The organism is Pseudomonas cichorii, from assembly GCF_003700275.1.
GTDB classification, from domain to species: domain Bacteria; phylum Pseudomonadota; class Gammaproteobacteria; order Pseudomonadales; family Pseudomonadaceae; genus Aquipseudomonas; species Aquipseudomonas cichorii_B.
Genome location: NZ_RBRE01000061.1, coordinates 1 through 18,778, shown reverse-complemented (window position 1 = coordinate 18,778; position 18,778 = coordinate 1). Strand labels below are relative to the sequence as shown.

The following is an 18,778-nucleotide window of genomic DNA, read 5'->3' as shown; positions in this document are numbered from 1 at the left end:
GAGTCCTTGTTATTGTGCAGCGACTTGTGCGAGGTGCGAGGTGAGGCGGCGTTCCCCGGTGAGGAGGTCGCGCATTAATCCGGCTCTTAGAAGCACGATCTTCTGAGCCGCCAAAGAGACGCCATCGATTAGGTCTCGCAAAGTAGCGACACGCTTAACAAGCTCCGCCTGTTCGGTAGGAGGCGGGCAAGCGATGGGGATCGATCGCACATCTTCTTGGTTTATGCTCGCTTGAGCTACCGCCGTCTTAGCGCACCTTAAGTAATGCCGGTATACACGAGAACTGCTCAAAATCAGAATGGCAAATTCTGGGATCAATTGTTCATGATCAATACAAATTCGCATCATGTTCGATTCGAAAACAGTCGCCTCACGTAGATCCCCCACAAGCGCGGTCTTACCAAGCCACTCAATGCTATTAACCCTATTTACAACGATATCTCCAGATTTCAGAGCAAACGATTGTATCTCTGCCCGCGTGAGCTCAACGCGTCTAAATTCCTGACAGTTGATCAGATCGCCATTGCGAAAACTGTCTATGCGCATTATGGGAGTCCCGCTTTCTGAATATGCGGATTGCGGCTTATATATGCCGTTTTGCGCTCCCCCTGCCCACAACTCACCGAATGTGCTGTAGGACCACTCCACCGGAATCCGTCCCAGTGGGGAATCCTTGAAGGCGTGGGTAGCTTCAGAACGGATGTTGCCGTGTTCGTCGATACCCCTTGTAAGAAGGTCCTGCATCAGTCCTATTTTGATACGCTGTAGCTTGACGATGAGCGCATCGGTTTTCTGGACGACACGATCGATACTCGCTATCACCTCAGCCACTATTTCCTGCTCATCACGAGAAAGCAGAGATAGCTTCAGATCAGACAAGGCGTTTTTATTCAACTCGACCTGATTTGTGCTCCCTGTAAAGCAGTATGTTTCTAGGGCTGTCTGGACCGCCGGACTTTGTAGCACAGCCGCCAAATAGGCCGAATTCACAACTTTGGTGTTCGGCCTAACAATTGTCACATGTGAATCGGCAAAAAAACGATCCGTTTCACTTGGAAACGGAGCCCAAAGCCCAACTCTCCCTATAGTGCCAGTGCCGGTACTGTTGATGCAGACATCCCCATCCAGAAGAAGGGCAAACTCTTTGACAAACCCCAATGGATCATGAGCTCGTGAATAAGTGACATCTACTGTTCCATTTCTAATGCATTTTTGATTGATCGCACGGACTGGGGATTCACCCTCAACATATTTCGGACTTTGACCACGACCAAGGCCGAGCAGACAGTCCCCTAGCGCTTTTGTGTTAACAGAAGACGTCATTTCAAATACCCCAGCCTCAGCAAGAACCCGTTTAGTACCGACAGCGTGCTCTCCCGCTCCGCCTCTATCACCCGACTCGACACCGCATACTTTCCCCACAGATTTTCGACAATGGCGATCAGCGCACGCTTCTCGGCGTTGAGGTAGCACTGAAGTTCATTGTTGGCGATGTCGTGCAGTTTCCTCAGGATCAGGCGCTTGGCGTCCACTTCGCTAAGACGACCTCCGATGGCCGCGAGGAGGCCATCGATGCGGGCGAGTCGCATCTCCAGCGCTGCCAGGTCCTTAAGCACGCCAGTAAGTTTTTTCTTCTGGTCCTTTACTGCCGGATTCAGAGTCTGAACAGCGCCCTTGGCGTGGGAGATAATCGTGTTGATTTCAGCCTTTATTTCTTCTCCACCGACACGTTTTAGTTGCAGCTTCTGCTCCAGCTCGCCCTGCTTTATCTTGAGCCGGTCCCTTAGGTCCTTGATGCGCTTTTCGATAGCGCTAATACCGTCGCGCAGGTCGTAGTACTGCTTACGTTCCTTTCTGGCGGAGTCGGTTCTGGCATCGGCCAGGTCGTCGATCAGGGCCTTCAGGTATTTCTTGATGACAGAGGCGGTGAGTTTGGCTTCGCCTTCGTCGCCTTCGGCCTCTTCCGACTCGTAGCTGGCGGCTTCCGCTGCAGCTTCAACGGCCTCGGATAGTTCGCCCTGGGCTTCGTTGATCTTGCCTTCAAACGCCTCAATTTCGTCGGCCTCGTTCTGGAAGTATTCGGCGATGAGATAGCTATCCGGGATCAGCGTATGGTGCCAGCCGGTAGAGACGACGGTTTTCAAGTCGTAGCGGATGGCCTGCCACCAGTTGACGAACACTCCCGCGCTCTTGAATTCATCCAGCACACCCAACGGCTGGAGTTTGTGCTTGAGCGTGGTGAGCAGTTCGCTGCGCACGTCAGGCAGCTTGCGACCTTCCCTCAATTGGGCGAAGTCATCTCGCGCCACCTGCCACCATTGCTCCAGTACGCTGTGATGTCCCTCGAGCCTGGATTGCAGCTTCTCGTCCGCCACCAGTATTGCCTTGATGGCAGCCTTGGTATCTAGTGTGGAACGGAAGGATAGATAGTTTGGACGCAGGGGCTCGAACAGGGTGTCGGGCCGCACGCCAAACTTGTCGAAATCAGACTGTTTGGCAACAACTTCGCTCTCGGGAATGCCGCCAATGAGGTGAGCCTGTACGTCTTCCGGTTCGGGGGCGGGAGTATTGTCCACGTAACGGCGAATATTGAGGTTGTAGTCGTGCTGCTTTACGATTTCCTCCTTGTCCACCAGACGGCTGTATTTATCGATGGTCAACTTGTGGCTGAAGACATGGTCGATCTTTTCAATGTCTTCGGGGCGCAACTTGTTCTGGTTCTTACCCTCGGCGTATTCGCGGTCCGCGTTGATGAACAGCACCTTGTTGCGCAGCTCGTCGGGTTTGCTTTTGTTGACCACCAGCACACAGGCGGGGATGCCGGTACCGTAGAACAGGCCGGGCGGCAGGCTGATGATGGCCTCTAGATAATCGTCCTCAATGAGTAACTCGCGGATGAGTTTTTCTTTGCCACCGCGGAACAGCACACCGTGGGGCATGACGGTGGCCATGTGGCCGTCGGGCTTGAGGCTAGCGATCATGTGCTGCACGAACATGAGATCGGCCTTCTTACCGGTTTCCGGGCAGAACTCGCGGAAGCGGCTGGTGAAGGTCATGTTGGAGCGGCTGTAGTTCTGCGAGAACGGCGGGTTGGCGAGCACGCGGTCGAACTTGCGCAGCTGGCCGTTTTCAAGAATCTGCGGGTCTTCCAGCGTATCCCCGTTTTCGATGGTGAATCGCGTGATGTTGTGGAGGATCATGTTCATGTTGCAGATAGACCAGACCGTGCCGTTGCTGTCCTGGCCGTAGAGGGCGAGGTCATTCGGGTCCTGACCCTGCTCTTCCACATACTGGTGCGCCTGAATGAGAAACCCGCCGGAGCCAGCAGTAGGGTCATAGACGGTGTTGCCGGCCTGGGGCTTGGTGATCTGTACCAGCAGCCGCACCACCTCGGCGGGCGTATAGAACTCGCCGCCTTTCTTGCCAGCGCTGTCAGCAAAATACTTGATCAGATATTCGTAAGCGGCACCAAGCAGGTCGGGGAACTCGAAGTTGTCATTGACCAGCACAAACTGGTGCTGGTTGAAGTGATCGAGCAGGTCTTTCCACTTCTGATCAGGGATCTTGGTCTTACCCTTGATATCGTTGAAGTCGATGTTGTTCTTCAGCACCCCGGACAGGGCGTCGTTCTCATCCTCGATGGCGGCAATGGCCTTGTTGAGCATGTTGCCGATGTCGTGCTTGAGGTGCTTGAGAGGAGGCACCTCGTTACCTTCCTCGTCGAGCCAGCTTTCCTGCCAGCGGGCGCGGGGCGGCACAAAGAAGGTGTCACCGTAGGAAGTCTTGTCATTGAGCAGCTCCTCCAGTAGCTCCGGCTGGTCCTTCAGGTGAGCGTAGGTGGTATTGCGCAGCACCGTGCGCTTGAGGTCGAACTCGTCGGACAGGCGCTTGAGGAATAACATGCCGAAGATGAATTCCTTGAACTCGCTGGCGTCCATCTTGCCACGCAAGATATCGGCGGCTTTGAAGAGGAAGCCTTCGAGCTGGGAAAGAGTTATTTTTTCTTGCTTCATGAACAATTCACTTTTCTGGATTCTTGGCGGTATCGTCTATCTGGCAGGCGTTCAAACTTTCCATCGACTGCTGTTTGATCCACATATCGATGTCAGTGCGCGAGAAGCGCCATGTCCCTCCGACCTTAAAGGCCGGGATCTTCTTGGCTGCCGCCAAGCGATAGACCGTTCGCTTACCTACTTTCAAGTAGGCAGCCACGTCGTCGAGGGTGAGTATTTCGCCGGTCTCGTCTTTCATCGTGTTCTAAGCCGCTGTGGCGGCCCGCACCCGTTGTGATGGTAATTTTGGCAAGGATACGGCTAACTTGAGCATCTATGTACAAATAGTTGGTAGAGCGTGGGATCCAGCGTCGTACTGAGCGAGGTGTCGACTGCAACCCGAAAGCCCGCCCTTAACAACTCCGGGAGCACAAATGGATCAGGCAACCCAACCCAGGGCAAGCGGCTCATACACCGCCAACCTCCTCGGCAACATCCGGAGCCATTTGGCCGGGCTGCAAGGCTACGACGTGATGGCGCTGGAGCTCATCCAGAATGCGGATGACGCGAAAGCTGAGGAAATCCTATTCGATATCACGGATAGCGGCTTGCTGGTGCGAAACAGCGGCCAGTTCACCCACTGTGGCGACCTGGATAAGCAATGCGCGTTTCTTGCCGAAGGCAACTACAAGTGCGATTACCATCGCATAACGGATGTCGGCAGCGGCGGAAAGCTGTCACGTGGCGAGAATATCGGTCGTTTTGGCATCGGCTTCGTATCCACATATCAGGTGACGGACCATCCCGAGATCCGTTCGTCGGGCATCAAGCTGACGCTTTACCCCGAGCGAGGGCAATGGTTCATTGATGCTTTCGAAGAGCCAAACGGCACCTCATTCTTTCTGCCCTGGGCAGACAATCCCAATACGGAGGCGCGGCTCGCGCTTGGGGTTTCCCATGTCAGCCCTGCACACATCGATCAGCTTGCCGCTGACTTCCAAACAGTTCTACGCAAGAGCCTGTTGTTTCTTCGCCATGTCCAGAAAGCTGAGGTGCGGCGAAATGGGCAGCTCCTGCTGGCCTGCGACCTTGATAGGAGTGACGGTTCGGACCTCATTGTCAGTTTCAGCCCCAGCGGTATCGTTGAGCACTGGCAAATCCTCCGTGCCGATGCAGCGGATATGGCCCAGCGCTTGTACGTGACGCACCCTAGACTGGAGACACTTCATCGAAGCACCAAAATAAGCATCGGACTGCGAATTGATCCTGAGCCACTGGCTGAGGGCCTGCTCTACGCGTTCTTGCCCACCGAACAGTCCACAGGGCTCCCCCTGCACATCAACGCCGATTTCTTCCCTGAATCCGATCGCAAAGCTTTGATCTTCGCCGGACACCAACACGAGCAGGCGTGGAACGAGATGCTCATCGACGCCGCAGCGGTTGAACTGGCTCGAGATCCCGAAAGCCTGCTGCAAATGCTTGGACCCGTTCAGTTGTGGCAGATCCTTGGGCGGGCATACGACCTTTCCTCCAAGCCGTCAGGGCATCCACCTTGCTTCAAGCGTTTTTGGGAGCGCCTAAAGGCCACCGCGACACAAGCACATATTGCTGGGGCACAGGACGGAAGTCTCCAGCGGCCCAACGGAGTGTTCCTGCCACGCAGCCCTTTGAACGATTACCAAGCAAAGGCACTGCTGGAGGCGGGAGGCAGACTCGTCGCCGAAGAACTGCGGCCGTTCCTAACAGCGATGAACCAGCTGGGCGCACCGATTCTGACGCTCGAACGTCTGGTTGTGCTGCTGGAATCCGCGACGGCGCAACAAGTGGCAGGAGCGACGCAAGTGAACCAAGAGAGGCTGGAGCATTTCTATCGCCCTCTCTGGAGCATCATCAACGACCTTCTTCCGGAGTCGGGAACGGCCAACCCGAGCGCGAATCCATCAGTGCAACGCTTGCAGGCATTACCGTTTGCTGTCACCGAGGATCTTTTCGCGGTGACCATCAACCAGTCGTACGTCGCCTCCGCCGCACTGGATGCGGAGCGTATTGCGGCGTTGCTGCCCAGGCTCGCCATTGCCTCCCGCGTTCTCACAGAGCTCCCGAAGATCACTCGGCTGATAAAGCTGCTCGATCTCAACGCGGTGGTTTCGCACATCAGTTCGATGTGCGAAACCGAACCGGTCGAAAAAGTCATCGGCGTCGACCCGAAGGACCTACGCGATATCTATTCGTTGTTTGCTGACCTGGACCATCAAGCCACCGTTGAGAAGACGGTTTATCAAAAACTGCGCGGTCTGCCCATATGGCTATCAAGTCGCGGGTTGGTGAAAGCCAACCAAGCGCTTCTGCCGGGAAACTTCATAGACCCGACCGGCCAGGCGGATTTGCTAGACGTATCTGTCCTGACCGAATCAGCCAGGGACTTCCTATCGACAAAACTGGGAGTACAGACGCAGACGATCGAGGCGTTTGTGCAGACCGTGCTACCGACATTTTTCGGCGAAGACGGTCCGCTAGACTCAACCAAGTTCAGCCAGCTCATCAGCGAGCTCGCCAATCACCCAACCCTGGTGAACGACGATGACATCCGTCGGTTGCTGGGGTCGCTTCCGATCGTTCCTACGCAAGATGGGGGCTGGTCGCGGCCGGTCAACACCTATCGCCGCACTGACGATCTCGTGAAAGTACTTGGTGACGCGATCCATCTGTGGCTCGACGCCAGCCGTGTGCCCAATACGCGATCGGTGCACACCTTTATCGACAGCCTGGGAATCCGGCGATCACCGATCGCCAGACACCTGGTCGATCGAATGCTGTCCATTGCTGAGAAATACCTACCAACCGAAAATGCCAAGCGTGCCAGCAGTGAGGCCTTTTACGTCCTGTGCGACAACTACGAAGATTGGAAAGAAAAGAAGGCCTTTCAGGATGCCCTTGGTGATCTTCAACAGGCGGCGTGTTTCCCTGCAGATGGGGACACGGAAGAGTGGCACATAGCCGACTCCCTGTACGCCCCTTACCGGGCTGACGCTTTCCGTTCTCAAGCCAATATCCTCGATTTCAGGAATACGGTACGTCTGAAAACAGACTTGCTGGAAAAACTGAATGTTGCCATCAACCCCGAAACCCAGCGGGTCATCAACCACCTGCAGCACTGCATCACAATGGGGGTGCAACCCCACGTCTCGACGTATCAGGTGTTAAACGAGCGCGCGCAACGATCAGATCCGCTCATTGCTACTCTCGCTGGCTCGCGGTGTATTTACGTCGAAAGCCAAAAGACGTTCGTTCGCCCCAACCAGCTGTACTGGGTAGCGCAACAACTCGGGCGCTACGCCTACACCATTCCGGGCAATTACGAGTCATTCAAGCCGCTCTTTGATGCAATCGGGGTAAAGAATGCTCCGGCAGGCCGGGATTTCATCGACATCCTGCTCGACATCGTTGGTGAGTATTTCGAACAATCCAAGTCTGTGACAGGTCCAGATCGGGCAGTCTATGACATCTGCCTGACCAGTGTGTCTGCCGCCCATGAGCACGAGGAGTTGACGTCATCCGACCTGCGGCGTTTGCAGGAAGCGCCAACCATCTTGAACTTGCAAGGTCGACTTACTCATCCGGACGAGGTGCTGCTTCAAGATAGCGAGTGGCACGCAGGATTCTTCGTAGGCGAACTCGACCAAGCTCTGTGCAAGCCGGCACCGGAGCTTTGGCCATTCATCGAAATGGTCGGCGTCAGACGGTTGAGTGAAAGCGCGCAGGTTGCACTTGAGTTCGTAGATGGACCGGAAGCCAACGAATCCGCGCTCGCCGAAAAACTGATGGACCGGATGGACATCCTCGCCCGCTTGCTTCACGACAAGCCGACAACTGTTCAGAAAAAGGTCCGAGTTGCTCTCTCGGGCCTGAAGGCAGTCAGCCACAACGTGGTCCGCATCCAAGCCTCCGTCCATGTTGGGGGAGATCAGGCAATCGCTCCTCCTACCTCGGCACAGGCGTTTTACGAGCCTGAGAACGGGCGCTTGATCCTCGCTCGCCCAGTTAGCGATCGCAGTTGGGCTCATATTCTCAACGCGTTATTCCATCAATTAATGCCAGAAGAGTCAGGGAGCGAAATCTCTAAGCTGACGCTCAGTGTTCGCCCTTTAATGGGGATGACGGTTGAGGAAGCCCATCGTGAGTTAAGCGATGCCGGCATTCCGTATCTGGATGCGGAAGCCAGCAGTGTTGGGGATTTGACTTCACCCGACCTTGATGAGATGAGCGATGCCACGGAGCCTTCCAGCCGCAAGGAAAGTGATAAGGCGCCTGCACCAGATGAGAATTCTGACAAGCGCGAAACCCACCCCCGCGGCAAAGAGCGGAAACCACGGACCGAAGATTCCGGACACCAGGGTAGAGCAGAGCCGTCAGAGCGACCCGGCCGAGGAGAAGGCTCTGAGAGTTCAGGCCAGGACGCTAGCAAACGAAATGGCTCTACAACCCGCGAAGGTGGCAGCACTCGATCAGTGCAAGGCGAGCAGCGTGCGAAGAAATCACGCCCAAAGCATAAGGAACAGTGGGATCGGCGTCTGCTTTCCTACGTTCGACTAAAACAAGAGACCTCCTCAGAAGCTGGCGATCAGGAGGGGCCGTCGGAGCACAATTTGGCTGTCGAGATCGTTGCGCGTGAGGCGGTATGCGCCTACGAAAGGGAGCGCGGCCGTGTGCCGGAGCAGATGGCTCAAACACATCCTGGATACGACATCATCAGCCGCAACCCAATGACCGGCGAAGACCGGTTCGTCGAAGTGAAGGGTGTAAACGGAGAGTGGAACCAAACCGGCGTCGGTCTATCACGTCTCCAATTTAGCAATGCTCAAGACTACGGGGACCGCTACTGGCTGTATGTCGTTGAGTTCGTTTCTGACCCTGAGCACATACGAGTACACCCTATCCGAAGTCCGGCAGCCCAAGTTACCGCTTTCATGTTTGACGGCAACTGGCGGGACGCGGTAAAGGAGGAACGAGCCGAGCCTTCCGCACTTTTCATTCCTGGAGCCCGGATACAGCACCAGGACGTGGGATGTGGAGAAATTCGGGATGTCATTACCCGTGGAAACACTAAGCTACTGACGGTGCTGTTTGACGGAAAGTCGCAGGCGACCCCCAACGTGATCTTGAACTTGCACCGCATGTGCATTCTGGAAGACTCCGATGACGACAATTATTCCTGAGCTTTCTGAAGCGCAACTCAATGACCTTCCATCGCAAGCCGAAGCGAAAGTCTACAAAGCTCTGAGAGACAAGCTCCCGCAGGATTACGTCGTCTTTTTCCAAGTCGGGTGGATCTTGCGCCGGGAAGAAGAGCAAGCGAAGGATGGAGAAACGGATTTCTTGGTATGCCATCCCGACCACGGCTATCTCTGCATCGAGGTGAAAGGCGGTGGCGTCGGATTTGATGCGAGCTCTGGTGAATGGTTTTCGGTAGACCGCCATCGACACAAGCACCCCATCAACAACCCCATCAGTCAGGCGCTAAAGGCCAAGTACTCGATTCGCTCAAAGCTGAACGAGCATCCACGGTGGCGTGACCTTGGCCTGGGGAGTGTGCTTCGTGCTCACTCGGTCTTCTTCCCTGACGTTGGTGACGCGAATGCACTAAGCCGGCCGGACATGCCTGCTGACCTGATTGGCTCGGCCAGGTCTCTTCAAGATCCCAAATCGTGGATCGATGGGGCCTTTGCCTACTGGGGCAACGAAGCTGGAAGTTTCACGCCGATAGGTCGTCGTGGCGTTGACGTAGTCCGAGAGGTGTTTGCGAGATCCTTTGTCGTCACTCCGCTGGTCGCGTCGCGGCTTGCCGATCAGGAGGCACGCAGACTGGTGCTCACAAAGGACCAAATGCGCGTCCTCGATTTCCTGCGCTCACATCGGAGGGTCGCCGTAAGCGGCGGTGCCGGTACCGGCAAGACTGTTCTGGCACTTGAGAAGGCCCGCCGCCTCGCATCGGAAGGCTTCAAGACTCTCCTGACTTGTTACAACAGGCAGTTGGCGGATCACTTGTCGAGCACCTGCTTCGGCACGAGCAACCTGGATGTGATGAGCTTCCACCAGCTTTGCTATCGACAGGTTGAAAAAGCAAATCATGTATCAGGCCGGGATCTCGTTGCAGAAGCCAAGGTGACGTACCCAGGCAAAGATCTCTATGACGTCCAACTACCGAATGCTTTCGCGTATTCGCTTGAAATTCTTCCCGACCGCTATGACGCGATCGTGTGCGACGAAGGGCAAGATTTCCGTGATGAGTTCTGGGTTCCACTCGAACTCTTGCTATCGGACTACGAACGCGCACCGCTATACGTCTTCTACGATGACAACCAGAATATTTACGCGCGCGCTGGCACCTTTCCGATACGCGAGGAGCCGTTCACGCTAACAACGAATTGCCGGAACACCGCTCCGATCCATGTAGCTGCATACAGGCACTATAAAGGGGTGCCAGTCAGCGCCCCCGATATCGAAGGCGACAATGTGCAGTTCGAGGCGTCGCCCGGGCGCGATGCTCAGGCTGCAAAGATTAACGCCCGTATTGTCGACCTCATCGCTCGCCAGGGCGTTTTTGCTGGCGACATCACTGTCTTGATTGCTGACGCGCGGCGTAAAGCCGATTACTACGCGGCGTTGAGGAGACTTCCCCTGCCGAAGCCAGCAAGTTGGCTCGAGGAAAGCGCTCGAAATAGCAATACGGTCCTGATCGACACAATTCAACGCTTCAAGGGACTCGAGTCTCCGATTGTGATTCTGTGGGGCCTAGATACCATCGATTTAGTGCGCAGCGAGGAGTTGCTCTATGTCGGCATGAGCAGGGCAAAGTCTCTTCTCGTCGTTGTCGGAACAGCCGCAACCTGCGCGACTTTCCAAGGCGAGCACCTATTTTATTGAGCGGCTTGCGTCCACTCTGTGCGATGTGCAGCCTCCAAAGGTGCGCCCCCGCACCTTTGATGGATGCAAGCGGTCGGCACTTGATGAGGTACCCCGCCTAAATTACATAACATATCCAAGCAAGAGGCACACTGCGAAAAGGAGAGAATTACTGTAGAGCACGAGCCAGCGCCGACGTTATCCCCTGCTGGAATCGAACCCTCGCTGGCGGCCTCCGTAAGACTTCGTAGCTGTCTCGCACAAGTAGCTGGCACGACAGAACAGTTCAGGTAGATCCCGATCACCAGGGCAGACATACCGGTCTATTCGGCACTCCTCATTGTCTGGAATATGCACCAACGGAGCCGCCAGCAGTTCGATGAGCGAAATGCTGACAAAAAGCAGGTCAATGTGAATGCAATGCAGCACGCCACAACCGCAGCAAGCAACGCTATGCCCTGACCGTGCCGAGCGTTTCCCCCTCCAACGGCACACCAGCTACCTCAGCATCCAGCAAGCACTCCCCTTCCAAATCAAACGGCAGCGCCCACAACTTCAGCCCCTCCCCGTAATCAAACACTGGCAACGCCCGCTGCAAACCAGCCCAGTATGGGTAAATCAGCACCAGTCTCGGTACACGTCCGCCGTTACGGTATTTATGGCCGTAAGCGAACAATTGGTAAAAATCACTCTGGCTCAGGTTGTAGTTTTGCTCAGCGTTGCGTTGGTCAATGCGTTTCCACTTAGTGTCCAACACCCAGCGTTGCTCGGAAGTATCCATGAGCAAGTCCGGCTTCAACCGGAATATTCCTCTGTCGCCATGGCGGCAGAGGTCCGCTTGCGAGGTCTGCGCTGTCAGCTCAACACCCGGCCTTAACTGTTTGCCAAGCGACTGCTTCACATAGTTCTCGAATAACCGCTCCATCGGGAAAAGCAAGCTTACCCCTTGCCAAGTGCCCTGCACCGCAACCGGCATCTGCTGGTTCAAGACCAGTTCGCACCAGGGCCTGATTGCGCCGTAATGTGCCATCAGGCGATCGCGGCTCCACAGGCGGAAATCCTGTGCGACGTGCTGGCTGGCAGGTATCTCTGCTAACAAGGCGCGCAGCTCGTTGGCGAGACGCCAGTTGGCAGGCAGTTGGGTTACCTTGGCGACCTGTTCCAACGCGAGTTTCAGCAACCGGTTTTCCGCACGGTCCGGCAGGTAGATGTCATGACGCACTTGAAACTGGTGCTGCCGGCCCGGGGGCTGGCGCAGTTGCGCCACGACATCGAGTTGGCCACGCAAAAAAGGCCGCTCCTCCTCGACGCGCGAGTAGTCGAAACGAATACCGCGCTTCACCAAGGCATCCAGCTCATTCAGATACTGCCCCATCACCCATTCAGTGAGCGGGGCATCGAACAACTCCAGCGCCGTAACTGATACCTGCCGCGGCTTTAGAAAAAGCGCCGTTTGAATCAACTTTCGTAACAGCGTGCGGCTCTTGAGCACGCAGTCACCTTGTTCGAAATGCTTGGGCAGTATTTCAAGCCGTGTGCCGCAGGGGGTTTCGATAACGCCCACATAGCTGTCCCATTTAAGCGACTGCCGGCCCTCGACCTGCAGCAGGGTCGCGCCAGCGCGGTTGAAGCTCGCGCTGAGGTCGCACAGCCAGTCGAACGCCGTTTCCGAGATGTGCGCGCAATCCAGGTTGCCCGGCGGCACCGGCGCCGTGGTAAGCCTGGCGTACTCCCGAACGATAACGTCCGTGTTCACACCGTTTGCTCCTGTGGGTTGTTGGCATCCTGAGTTCTGGCATGGGCACTGATCACGCCGGCGTAAGCCGTCGGCCGGCTGAATGCCTGTGGGTTGATACGCCACACTTGGTCCTGCGCAGGTACCTTATCGCCAAATAGCGCCAGCAAGTTCTGGGACTCACGCTGCACGAAACGATCGAGATCGTCTTTACGGTGGTCGTTCAATACCCATTGGATGCGTTGCCAATCTTCAAAGAAGTACTCCTGCAACAGCGGCAGTACCTGGTTGCGGAAAATAAGCTCCAACTGCGCCAGCGTGCCGCCGTTCAACAACGGCATAAAGTAGGCGTGCCCCAGGCAGTGCTCACGATCGAGCAACACTTCGATACGCTGATTCATCACCCTCAGCAACTGGCCAATGCTCACCCCCTCTACCGTAGTACCATCCAGCAAATGTGGCTCTGGCAACATCTCTCTGAACACAAAACGCCGGCGCAACGCGATGTCGAGCCCGGCCAGCGAACGGTCTGCGGTATTCATGGTGCCGATGATGTGCACATTCTGCGGCACGGTAAACGACTTCTTTGAATAGGGTAGTTGCAGGCTGAGCACTTCATCCGCACCATCGCGCTTGGAAGGCTCGATGAGGGTGATCAGCTCGCCGAAGATACGCGACACGTTGCCCCGGTTGATCTCATCGATAATGAGCACATAGGGCGTGTCCGCTGGCGAGGTGGATACTGAGGGTTCGACAGCCTTAACACCTTCGTGCTGCAGATAGGTCAGCAAGTCTGCCCAGGTGAAGCGGTTCATCGCGTAGACGGTTTTCAACGTGAACTGACAGCCATCGTTGATGGGGAGAATGGACAGGTTAATGTCCCGATAAAGCCAACGCACTGAGCGCACATGCTGATAATCAGGTTTCACCCCATCGGGCACCGTAGCTTCATAGCGGTACTCGCTGGTCACTACTCCAATGGCGCCGACCTTCTCGGCCGATTGGATACACAGCAGAACGTCCCCCACTGCCATTTGCTCAGCAAAGTAATTGAGTGTGCCTTTATCACCGGAGCCTAGGCCCTGGTAATAGTCATTGGCTTTATAGTCTTCGCTTAAGTCCCCGCTATCGCCCCATCCAATTCGGGCCTCGCCATGCGTCAGACAATAGTTTTTGCTGGGTGACATGCCAGAGCCGTCGATGGAAATTTTCCAGATGGCAGCGTTGGGGCGAACCCCTAAGTCTGCAACAGGCTGCGTCTTGGCGTCGTCGCAGATGCGCTTGAATACCCCCGCCTCCACTGGGTAACGCAACTGCCCCGTTTCACTGTCTGAATCCGCGCGGATGCCCTCGACGAAGTCTTCATAGCTGAAGCTCTGATGGAAGGTCACGAAGCGCACGCGCCCCGCAGAAGCCAAGCGCTCGAACTCGGCTTTCAACCGCTGGCGAGTTTCAGGAGAATTGCCGGTGTTCTGCGCTAGGAACTCGGGCGCAAGAATTGCCAATGCCTGGTTGATGGTGGCGTATGTTTTGCCGGTACCGGGTGGGCCGAACAATATTTGATTCAGCGGGGGCTTGGTTGCCGACAAGTCGATAACGGCCTCCGGACCTTCTGGCTCAGCCTGGCCATAGTCACTAGGTACCAACCCACTCCCCTTCAATGGTAATTGCCGGTTCTCAAGTACCTTGTCAACGGTGCTCATCCAAGCCTCTACATCGGCGTGAGTGGGACAGCGTTGCGCGCTGATTTCCCAGCCTTCTTCTTGCGCGTCCATCAGCGCCCGATGATCTGCGACCCCGCGAACTGAACAGCAAATTTCACCTCCGTACCAGTAAAGGGTGAATGCGGGCTTCCCTTTCAAACTGTTTTGCTCACGCACACCAATTCGAATATCCGCTGGGGTAATATTCACTGTCCAGTGATCGGCCTGAGAGTAGTGTTCACGGAAGTACTTGAGCAGCATCCAGACCCACGCCTGTTCCTCAGCGGTACCTTTGTCCAGAAGCTGAATCACACGCTGATCGGCATAGCCCTCAATCGCACCTCGCGCGATCTGTCGCTGGTATTCAAGCCACTGCTTTAACCCGTTCTGCACGTTGTTGCTGTTGCTCGCACCAATCTGCGCAAATTCACCGCCTGGGCCATATTGCCGGTAGAGCGTGGTCAGCTCATCCACATCGGTGATCAGAAGCACTTGGCGCCCCAAGTGGTTGCTGATGGTATTGAGGCCAGAACGGTAGCTACTGGCGGTATTCGGTGATTTTCCGGTATCGGTCAACCAGACTTTGAACAGCTTTCCTTGCACATCACTCACAGGCGTACTCCAGTTTTTTGAGCGTCAAACAGGCGCAACCGAGGTCTTGAAAAAGCTCGATACGCTTCGCCCTGAGCCCGCATGGCCCTAGCAATATCCGAACTCGATCATATACGAGCCCACCACCTCATCAAACCAGCCCACCGCCACCGCATTAACGATCCATTCTCCCCAACAAAATAACCCAACATCACTTCGCCACTAAAGGTTATCGTTCACCCGTCGACACCCAACAAGGTGCGAATCATTCACACGCCCCTAGAGCTCCTCAATCTCTACCTTCACGCCAGCCAACCGCAGCGCTGGCCCTGACGTCGCCGCGGCAATCAAGACAGGGATAAGTCACCATCATGAGTCAGCCTTACAGCACGATCGTACGGACACCAAAAGCGGCCGTGGCTTACCTGGCCGTCGACCTGCGGGCCATTTCCCCCGAGACTCAAGCCAATTTCTCCAAATTTATCGGGGAGTTCGCCGAGCTGTGGGCATACAAAACACCGCAGCAACGCCCCGCAACTCTCTGGATGAAAGATAACTGGGATACAGGCGTGGGCAGCAGCCCCGAGCTTCACCTTGCAGGCAGCAGTAAACTCCCAAATGGATTCTTGCGCCAACTGGCTAATCATCTCAGCCAATGGATCGGGACGCCGCTGAGAGTCAAGGGCCATGTCATCATCGAGGCCAACGATGATTGGCGTCCGATTTGTCACTGGCAGGACGGCAAAGCCTGGACCTGGAATGACCTGCACCATTGGCAGGACCGAGATCAGAGCCCCGCAGCACACGATCCCTCCTCGCTCTCCATCGACCAGGACGGCTACTTCGGGCAGAGAGCGCCGAAACACTACAGCGCACAGCAACTCAACACCCGAGCATTCAAAACGGCGTGCGAGTCTGGCGACAAGGAGGATCTGGGCGAGTATCTGCGAGAGCAGCGCTACATCTTGAGCGACGCGGAAGCATACGAGAACGGTAATACGCCTTTGCATCTCGCGGCGGCAGCGGGCGATCTAGAGGCCTGCGAAGCGCTGCTGCGTTTCGTACCAGACGACGTACTCAACGAGCGGCACCAGACGCCCCTGATCTATTTGGCCGATATCCGCGGCAAGCACCCCCACGGTGCCGTAGTTTCCCGCCTGCAACCAACGGTGGATTTCACCGATGCCAAAGGTAGGACTGCACTGATGTACGCCGCGCGCGGCGCTCATGTACGTAGCCGCGCGGGCCATCTCACGCTGGTGAAGGCACTCCTGAGCGCTGGCGCAGAGGTCACAGCCATTGACTCAGATGGCCTTACGGCACTGGGCTGGGCGAAGAAGGACCTGTCGTTGGCCAAACCAGATGCCAACTCAGAGGTCGTCGATTACCTCCAGCGCCATTACTACCTGGTGGAGATGGAGCGGTTCTTCCGCACCCATTACACGCATCAATTCAATACTAAAGGTGTGATGCACATCGAGCCAGTAAACAGCTCTTCTTTACACACCGTGGCTAACCCAGAAAATGCTTTACCGATATCGTCGAATGCCCCCCTGCGCAGCAAAACCCGCCTGCACTCCCTGGAAGGGGTGGCCGAGCCGCTCTCCAGCCAAGCCGTACCAGCTCAAGGTAGAGTTTCGCTGCGCGACGCCACGCCTCACCATGAAACGTGACGTCGAGATGTCGTGCGCTCTATTGCAACAACTGGAAGAAGCGGTCGCCAACATCGAGCATTATCAGACAGTCTACTTCGAGTGAGGCTTTGCCGCAGTGGGCCCAACTGGCAGGGCACGATCCTGAACTTCATGGCCCACCAGGTATCGCCAGGATACTGGCGACAAATGCCTTCGCCGCCAGCCTTAGCAAGAAGATCATGCTGGTGAGCATCGCTAACCTAGAAAGCAAGTTTATGGGTGTGGAGGTCGAGCGCCGCTCACAAATCCGTTTAATATTTGGAGATGAACCTCTGCGCACCATTGCTTTCACTGCACCGAATTACAAAATTAGCATTCCAATCGGTATTCCACAGGTAAAACCTAACTGCTAAAAATATAGAAAGTTCATATGAATATGCGGTTATTTCAAATTATCCAGATCCGTAACCAGGGCCACTTTTCCTGACAATTTATTACTTATGTTTGAAAGTCCAATCTGCGTTGAGAGATATATCGAAGCACCACTCTAAAGCTGCGAATTGCACAGAAAAACAGCACAAAAGCTATTTCTGTATCCACTGAGCTGGACAATTCCCGCTGCAATGTAGAGAGGATATGCTGGCAGTTTGCCACCCAGCCTGACATGCTAAGCCCCTGTGGATCGCGCCCTCGCACGGAGCTCTCGCCCTTGAAACCCCAGCACTTCAGTTTCACTACCCAATCCTTCAACAGCACTACCACCACCGCCAACGTGTTTATCCACGGTTACTCCGCAGGCCACAACGTCACCGACCGGGCACTGCTGGTCAGCCAGATTCCGCAGGCCCTGAATACCGATATCAACCTGCTGACGTTCTGGGAATCCAGCCATTTCGGTTCAATCGGCAAGCTTTCGCGCAATGTCATCTTCGGCGCCTCGCGCCTGCACCCCGCAGCAACGCTGGCGGCGTTTGCCGGGGACAGGGCCGTGCATTTCGCGATGTCCCGCAAATACGCGAATCTCGTTGGCGAAGTCCTGCTCGATGAGCTGGGGGACTACCTGCTGGAGCACTACCCCTATGTCACCCACGTAAACCTTGTCGGCCACTCTTTGGGCGGCCGAGTGGTGATCAGCGCGCTGCGCAAACTGGCCCAAAACCGCGATGCGTGCGACCTGGTCATCAATGACGTGCTGTTGATGGCTGCAGCTGTGGAAGTGTCGGCGGACGAAGCGCAGGCGTTGAACGACACCGCAGAACGTGTAATTAACGCCTACTCCAAGTCGGACGGTGTGTTGCTGCTCAATGCCGATGAAAAGTGCCTGGGGCGGCATGAAGTTAAGCCCTTCGATAACGTTGAAATGACCAAGTTCGGCCACCTGGATTACTGGCCGAAACTGCATGACGTGCTCATGCGCACGCAGTTTGCCGGCTTCAACGGCCAACAACTCGGCCAGCCCCAGTTGCAAGACCCGGTGCTCAACGACGTCCTGCTGTATGGCCTGCTCCAGGGCGTCCCGCAAGAGGTACTGGCCCAAGGCATCAAGCACCTGAAAACCAGCAGTTGGACCAGCATCGACGAGCAACAACCGCTGCACTCCTTCATCCGCGAAATGCAGCACCTGGGCGGCCACTGCATGGTGAATTTCGTGCGAGGCCGGGGCATTGCCTACGCCGCGCTGCTGGACATGCTAGTGGAGCACTTCGACCTGGGCAATGACCGGCAACGTTGCGGCGCCGTCGTGGAGTTAGAGGCGCTGTTGGTTCGCCAAGTGTTCGACAACGCGTTCCCGGAGGGCCATGCCTTCAGCAGTTCACCTATTGCCGCAGCGAAGGCCATGCCTGCGGACACCTATTTCAGCCATGTCGACGCATTGGCTGAGCGCTTGACCCTGCCTTCCTACGTCAAAGCTTCAGCCGCTGCTCCAGAGGTGGAAACCTCCCAAACGCTGACAGTCACCGACGGGACGCTCAACATCACGCAACTGGCAAGCTGGAACATGCTGTCGGCGTTACCCGGATTGCTAGGCAAGCAGATGAAAGGCCGCTGGGCGACCAACTTCAAGACCGCACTGAAACCTGGCTACTCGGCGTTGGTGCCGGCAGTGGCCATAGTATTTTTTGCGCGGGTTCATTGGGGGAGTGAGCGCGGGTTCAGGAAGTGAAGATGTGCACCAGATACCGTTAGGCCGCTTTGCGGCCCTTCGCGGGCAAACCTGCT

At 55.9% G+C, this 18,778-nt stretch carries 10 protein-coding genes and 1 pseudogene; 5 read left to right on the top strand and 6 right to left on the bottom strand.

Annotation, left to right across the window (positions count from 1 at the left end; genetic code table 11):
• Positions 1-9: 9 nt before the first annotated feature.
• The 3 genes from ALQ04_RS16990 to mads1 are packed head-to-tail and all read right to left on the bottom strand — an operon-like array spanning position 10 to position 4,251.
• A complete protein-coding gene (locus tag ALQ04_RS16990; RefSeq protein ID WP_122316921.1) occupies positions 10-1,323 on the bottom strand; it encodes a restriction endonuclease subunit S in 1,314 nt (437 codons plus the stop codon).
• Entirely contained in the window at positions 1,320-4,013 is a 2,694-nt protein-coding gene (locus tag ALQ04_RS16985; protein WP_122316920.1) for a type I restriction-modification system subunit M, read from the bottom strand. The genes ALQ04_RS16990 and ALQ04_RS16985 overlap by 4 nt, the downstream gene beginning before the upstream one ends.
• Before the next feature lie 7 nt (positions 4,014-4,020).
• Complete coding sequence (gene mads1, locus ALQ04_RS16980; protein ID WP_122316919.1) at positions 4,021-4,251, bottom strand: methylation-associated defense system helix-turn-helix domain-containing protein MAD1; 231 nt, start codon at positions 4,249-4,251, stop codon at positions 4,021-4,023.
• 175 nt (positions 4,252-4,426) lie between these two features.
• Between mads1 and ALQ04_RS16975 the strand changes: the two genes are divergently transcribed.
• Both ALQ04_RS16975 and ALQ04_RS16970 read left to right on the top strand, forming a co-directional pair.
• Positions 4,427-9,208 carry a DUF3883 domain-containing protein gene (locus tag ALQ04_RS16975; RefSeq protein ID WP_122316918.1) on the top strand — a complete coding sequence of 1,594 codons (4,782 nt, stop codon included), beginning with the start codon at positions 4,427-4,429 and terminating at the stop codon, positions 9,206-9,208.
• Positions 9,189-10,916, top strand: coding sequence for a DEAD/DEAH box helicase (locus ALQ04_RS16970; protein WP_122316917.1), 1,728 nt, complete (start codon positions 9,189-9,191; stop codon positions 10,914-10,916). The genes ALQ04_RS16975 and ALQ04_RS16970 overlap by 20 nt, the downstream gene beginning before the upstream one ends.
• 177 nt (positions 10,917-11,093) lie before the next feature.
• On the opposite strand, the pseudogene ALQ04_RS27295 reads toward ALQ04_RS16970, so the two are convergent.
• From ALQ04_RS27295 to ALQ04_RS16955, 3 genes and pseudogenes are all read right to left on the bottom strand, one after another.
• A pseudogene (locus ALQ04_RS27295) lies at positions 11,094-11,255 on the bottom strand (inovirus-type Gp2 protein); the annotation flags it as partial.
• A 91-nt stretch (positions 11,256-11,346) separates the two neighbouring features.
• The gene (locus ALQ04_RS16960; RefSeq protein WP_122316915.1) at positions 11,347-12,651 is read right to left on the bottom strand and encodes an McrC family protein; all 1,305 of its coding nucleotides are present in this window, start codon (positions 12,649-12,651) and stop codon (positions 11,347-11,349) included.
• Positions 12,648-14,945: an AAA family ATPase gene (locus tag ALQ04_RS16955; RefSeq protein WP_259645028.1), complete on the bottom strand. Its 2,298-nt coding sequence runs from the start codon at positions 14,943-14,945 to the stop codon at positions 12,648-12,650. The genes ALQ04_RS16960 and ALQ04_RS16955 overlap by 4 nt, the downstream gene beginning before the upstream one ends.
• A 350-nt stretch (positions 14,946-15,295) precedes the next feature.
• Between ALQ04_RS16955 and ALQ04_RS16950 the strand changes: the two genes are divergently transcribed.
• From ALQ04_RS16950 to ALQ04_RS16940, 3 genes are all read left to right on the top strand, one after another.
• Positions 15,296-16,597 carry an ankyrin repeat domain-containing protein gene (locus ALQ04_RS16950; protein ID WP_122316914.1) on the top strand — a complete coding sequence of 434 codons (1,302 nt, stop codon included), beginning with the start codon at positions 15,296-15,298 and terminating at the stop codon, positions 16,595-16,597.
• An 89-nt stretch (positions 16,598-16,686) separates the two neighbouring features.
• A complete protein-coding gene (locus ALQ04_RS16945) occupies positions 16,687-16,971 on the top strand; it encodes a hypothetical protein (protein ID WP_147466607.1) in 285 nt (94 codons plus the stop codon).
• Between the two features lie 296 nt (positions 16,972-17,267).
• The gene (locus ALQ04_RS16940) at positions 17,268-18,722 is read left to right on the top strand and encodes a DUF726 domain-containing protein (protein ID WP_122316912.1); all 1,455 of its coding nucleotides are present in this window, start codon (positions 17,268-17,270) and stop codon (positions 18,720-18,722) included.
• Positions 18,723-18,778: the final 56 nt, after the last annotated feature.

Excerpts from the sequence above, each read along its gene's own strand:
- ALQ04_RS16990 (WP_122316921.1), bottom strand. The coding sequence starts at position 1,323 with ATGACGTCTTCTGTTAACACAAAAGCGCTAGGGGACTGTCTGCTCGGC.
- ALQ04_RS16985 (WP_122316920.1), bottom strand. The coding sequence starts at position 4,013 with ATGAAGCAAGAAAAAATAACTCTTTCCCAGCTCGAAGGCTTCCTCTTC.
- mads1 (WP_122316919.1), bottom strand. The coding sequence starts at position 4,251 with ATGAAAGACGAGACCGGCGAAATACTCACCCTCGACGACGTGGCTGCC.
- ALQ04_RS16975 (WP_122316918.1), top strand. The coding sequence starts at position 4,427 with ATGGATCAGGCAACCCAACCCAGGGCAAGCGGCTCATACACCGCCAAC.
- ALQ04_RS16970 (WP_122316917.1), top strand. The coding sequence starts at position 9,189 with ATGACGACAATTATTCCTGAGCTTTCTGAAGCGCAACTCAATGACCTT.
- ALQ04_RS16950 (WP_122316914.1), top strand. The coding sequence starts at position 15,296 with ATGAGTCAGCCTTACAGCACGATCGTACGGACACCAAAAGCGGCCGTG.